This is a genomic window from Mesorhizobium sp. M2A.F.Ca.ET.067.02.1.1, assembly GCF_004023285.1.
Lineage (GTDB): Bacteria > Pseudomonadota > Alphaproteobacteria > Rhizobiales > Rhizobiaceae > Mesorhizobium.
In genome coordinates this window covers 1-3,019 of the sequence record NZ_RZSB01000732.1, presented here as the reverse complement: position 1 = coordinate 3,019, position 3,019 = coordinate 1, and the positions used below count along the sequence as shown (strand labels likewise).

3 protein-coding genes and 1 pseudogene are annotated in these 3,019 nt (G+C 64.4%); 3 read left to right on the top strand and 1 reads right to left on the bottom strand.

What is annotated here, in order from left to right:
• Positions 1 to 685 (top strand): tyrosine-protein kinase family protein (locus EOA28_RS30865; RefSeq protein ID WP_245501638.1); only part of this gene is annotated, 685 nt, incomplete at its 5' end.
• A gap of 181 nt (positions 686 to 866) precedes the next feature.
• Complete coding sequence (locus tag EOA28_RS30860; RefSeq protein WP_127250778.1) at positions 867 to 1,301, top strand: peptidylprolyl isomerase; 435 nt, start codon at positions 867 to 869, stop codon at positions 1,299 to 1,301.
• Between the two features lie 19 nt (positions 1,302 to 1,320).
• Here the strand turns inward: EOA28_RS30860 and EOA28_RS30855 are convergent, their stop codons facing one another.
• Positions 1,321 to 2,550: a GNAT family N-acetyltransferase gene (locus EOA28_RS30855; protein WP_128315614.1), complete on the bottom strand. Its 1,230-nt coding sequence runs from the start codon at positions 2,548 to 2,550 to the stop codon at positions 1,321 to 1,323.
• Between the two features lie 91 nt (positions 2,551 to 2,641).
• Between EOA28_RS30855 and EOA28_RS30850 the strand changes: the two are divergent.
• Positions 2,642 to 3,019 (top strand): annotated as a pseudogene (locus EOA28_RS30850) (polysaccharide deacetylase family protein); the annotation flags it as partial.

Sequence of the window (3,019 nt, the reverse complement as noted above, 5' to 3'; positions counted from 1 at the left end):
GGTTCATGCCCCCGCTGCCGGACCCGCTGACTCCGTTGACGGGCCTTCTCAACCCGGCAAATCGGCGCTCGAGCCGCGCCAATCCCGGCTCGGCGAGATCGATGTCGACAAGGCGGCGGAGAAGCTGATCGCTTCGGGCGCGGCGCGCGCGATCTTCGTGTCGCCCGAAGGCGATGAGGCGGCCGCGTCCGCCGTGCTGGTGGCGCGCGAAGTATCGGATGCCGGCCTGCGTGTGCTGCTGCTCGATCTCACCGCGTCGGGCGCGGCATCGCGGCCGATGCTGGACTCGAGCCTCTTCCCCGGCATCACCAATCTTCTAGCCTCCGAGGCGCAGTTCAGCGACGTCATCCATCCCGATCTCTATTCGGATGCGCATGTCATTCCGGGCGGCACCGCCGGCCCGGTCCGCGCCATGCGCGCCGCCGACCGGCTGCCCATCATCATGCAGTCGCTGACCACGGCCTACGATCTCGTCGTTGTCGAATGCGGCCCGGCCGATGCGCAAGGCATCAGCCGCCTGGTCGGCGATGGCACCGAAGTCTTCCTGTCGATGCTGGAAGCCGACGACCAGGTGACCCAGGCTGCGGTGAAGCTGATCGAGAACGGCTATCCCGACGTCACGCTGGTCACGCCGGTCGGTCATGAGCCGGGAGATCCATTGCCCGGGCGCCGGTCGGCTGCATAAGGCCGGAGGCCGACAAGGCTGTCCCGCGTTGCCGCTTCATTTCTCGGCGGCTCCCGCACTTTACATTGGCGGCAAGGCTCCTAGTTTCGATGTTTCGCGCTGCGCATTCTGATGCGTGGATGATCGAGAGCGGGACCGAGATTCCTAGGCGTGCCCCCAAAACTCCCAAAGGATGGCTGCTATGACACAGGCCAAGAACGGCGACACCGTACGCATCAACTACACTGGGCGTCTGGTGGACGGCACCCAATTCGATTCTTCCGGCAATGAACCGCTGCAGTTTACACTCGGTGAAGGACAGGTAATTCCTGGTCTCGAAACCCATGTCGAGGGCATGGAGGTCGGCACGAAAAGCACCGTCACAGTTCCCGCTGACGCCGCTTATGGTCCCCATCGCCCCGAGGCGGTCGTAACCATCGACCGCGCCGCCGTCCCGGCAAACATCAACATCGATGTTGGCACCCGATTGCAGGCTCGCACCCGCGAGGGACGCCCCATGCGAGTGACGGTCATCGGCGTCGACGATGCCAGCGTCAAGCTCGACGGCAATCATCCGTTGGCCGGAAAGGACCTGGTATTCGACGTTGAACTGGTCGAGATCGTTCAGGCGGCGTAGCTAGCGACTCTCACCTGGCCTAGCTGTCGTCCTCGGCTGCGGCAGGCGCTGCCTGTCCGGCAGCCTTGCGGCGCAGCATCTTGGTCAGCCTCCAGATCGTCGGATTGTTCTTGATGAAGGCCTTCGCCCGCGCGCCTTGCCGCAGCCCCGTCGCCAGCGCGCGGCCCTTCAGCGTCAGCGGCGCGAGCACCTCGAAATGCTGAACCTCGATATCGCACCAGAGCCGCTTGTAAGGCTCGTCGCCGACGGAGAAGTCGTAGACATCGAAACCCTGCTCGCAGGCTTCCTGGACGTTGTCGAAGAACAGGAAGTCGCCGGGGCTGGTGAAGGCGAGATCATCCTCGGCAATGGCGCCGAACTCGCAGATCAGCCGCTTGCCGGACCGGCTGGAGCCGGTCACCGCGCGCAGCTTTCCCGTCACCTCCAGGCCGTGCAGCAGGAAAGGGGGCTTTTCCTCAGCCAGCGCATCGGTAAACAGCGCCCGGAAGAAGTCGCGCACTTGCTTGTCGCCGAAGACATTGGCGATGCCCATCTTGGCGAAACGCGCTTCCTTCATCTCGAGGAAGGCGTCGAGCAGCCTGTCCACCTCCTCGCGGCTGCCGGCCTCGATGCGGCGGAAGGTTCCGACTGCCTCAAACTTACGCGTCTGCGAGCGGTGCTTCTTGCGCTTGCGCTTGCCGCTCGCGCGCGACAGCAGCGCGTCGAACCCGCCGTCGAGATCGACAGCGAGCGCAAGGTTCGGACTGGGGAAGCCGGGCAGCGTTGCGAGCGGGTTGGCGACGCCATCGAGGTTGGGCAGCAGCCTTTCCAGCGAGATCAGGTCGATGTCCGGGCGCACCCTCGCGATCGCCTTGAACATCGAGCGGATCGCCGGGCCGTCGATGGTGGATAGGAAACGTGGATCGGCGGCGGCGAAATTGCCGTTGGCGTGACGCCCGCCCGCGAAACGGGCAATTTTGAACGGGCCGCGTCGCACGACTTCCAGCGCTAGCGAAAGCGCCGGGCGGCCGTCGCAGACAAGCGTCGCGACAACCATGTCGGTGCCTGTCGCGGCTGCCCAGTTGTTCACCCAGGATGCGCTTTGCGCCGGCGCAAACACCGCCGAGGCGCAGAATTCGATGTAATCGGCAAGGCCGGCGCCGTCGCTTGCGGCAACGGTCCATCGACCCTGATCGGCTCGCATGGAGCGTGCGGAAATCTCGTTGGCCGCGACCCGGTTGCCGTCAAATGACGCGGCGGCGTCAACCATCCCTCAATCCTTAAGAAGTATTCGTTCCGACTTGGGGGTTCGCATAGGCGAATGTCGTGCTTGGATGAGCCTAGGCGCAAAAGGTGAAGGAATGATCGACGGGGGCGAGGCAATCCGGAAACTGGCGTTGAACCTTGCCCGCTACTCCGGTCTGGCGCCCCTGGCGCGGCCGTTTGTCGGCGGCATCGGCGCCATCCTGATGCTGCACCGCGTCACCGCGACGCCGGAGAAGCCGAACAGCGTCAACCGCCATCTGAACATCGCTCCCGCCTTCCTCGACAGGCTCATCGCCGACATGAAGGGAAGGGGTTATGCCTTTGTTTCGCTCGATGAAGCGATCGAGCGCATCAAGATGGGTGGGAAAGGCGGTCAGTTCGCCACCATCACCGCCGACGACGCCTATCGCGACAACATGACCGAGGCGCTTCCGGTGTTGGAAAAGCACGGCGCGCCAATCACCATCTACGTC

Coding starts and splice junctions, on each gene's coding strand:
- EOA28_RS30860 (WP_127250778.1), top strand. CDS start 867: ATGACACAGGCCAAGAACGGCGACACCGTACGCATCAACTACACTGGG.
- EOA28_RS30855 (WP_128315614.1), bottom strand. CDS start 2,550: ATGGTTGACGCCGCCGCGTCATTTGACGGCAACCGGGTCGCGGCCAAC.